This is a genomic window from Bradyrhizobium sp. Bra64 (genome assembly GCF_024519875.1).
GTDB classification, from domain to species: Bacteria; Pseudomonadota; Alphaproteobacteria; order Rhizobiales; family Xanthobacteraceae; genus Bradyrhizobium; species Bradyrhizobium japonicum_G.
Map to the genome: position 1 here is coordinate 1 of NZ_JALJRD010000033.1, position 1,211 is coordinate 1,211.

A 1,211-nucleotide genomic window follows, 5' to 3' on the forward strand; every position below is an offset into this window, starting at 1 on the left:
TGTCCTGAGTCACAAGTTCGCAATCGTTGATTCGCAGTAGATTCGCGTCGCCGTGCCAAGGATGGAGGCTGCAGCAGCGACGGAGGATCTGATGGCGGTCCAGCAACTTGCGCCCCTGACATTGAGCGATGAAGAGCGTGCCGAACTGAAGTCGCTGACGGTGCGGCGGAAGACGGCGCAGGCGCTGGCTCTGAGAGCCCGGATCGTGCTGACCTGCGCGGAAGGCGGTCAGAACAAAGAAGTGGCGTCCAAGCTGGGCTTGGACCGGTCAACGGTAGGCAAGTGGCGGCGGCGTTTTGTGGAGCGGCGCATGGACGGGCTGCACGACGAGCCGCGCTCCGGGGCGCCACGTACGGTTGACGATGCTCGCATCGAAGCCGTGATCGTGAGGACGTTGGAGAGTTGCCCCGAGAACGCCACTCATTGGAGTTCCCGCGACATGGCGAAGGCCAGCGGCCTATCGGTGTCGACGGTACAACGCATCTGGCGGGCCTTCGGGCTCCAGCCGCACCGGATGGAGACGTTCAAGCTCTCGACCGATCCAAACTTCGTGGCCAAGGTGCGCGACGTTGTGGGCCTCTACGTCTCGCCACCGGAGCACGCTATCGTTCTATGTGTGGATGAGAAGTCCCAAATCCAGGCGCTGGATCGCAGTCAGCCGATGCTGCCGATGCGTCCCGGCCAGCCGGCCCGAAGAAGCCATGACTACACGAGGCACGGCACCACATCGCTGTTCGCCGCCCTCGACATTGCGAGCGGACGGGTCATCGGCAAGTGCTATGGACGCCACCGTGCTGCTGAGTTCCGCAAGTTCCTCGACGAGATCGAAGCTGCCGTGCCGCGTGAACTCGACGTTCATCTCGTCATGGACAATTACGCCACGCACAAGACCCCAATGATCCGGAGATGGCTGGCTAAACGGCCGCGTTGGCACGTGCACCTGACCCCGACCAGTTCGTCATGGCTCAACCAGGTCGAGCGCTTCTTCGCGCTCCTCACCGATAAGAAGATCAGGCGCGGCGTCTATCGCAGCGTAGCCGCCCTCAGGGCGGACATCGCCTCGTTCATCGAACTACACAACGCCAATCCAAAACCGTTCCGATGGACTAAGTCCGCCGATGACATCCTTGCTTCCATCGAACGCTTCTGCCGATACAATGCCTCCGGCAAAACACGACCCGATGTCGCGAACTTCTGGTTCAGGACACTAG

General features: G+C 61.6%; 1 protein-coding gene. It reads left to right on the forward strand.

All coding sequences use genetic code 11. The features are described 5' to 3' along the window. Positions 1 to 91: 91 nt before the first annotated feature. The coding region (locus tag NR187_RS34830; protein WP_256809522.1) for an IS630 family transposase at positions 92 to 1,211 on the forward strand (1,120 nt) is incomplete at its 3' end.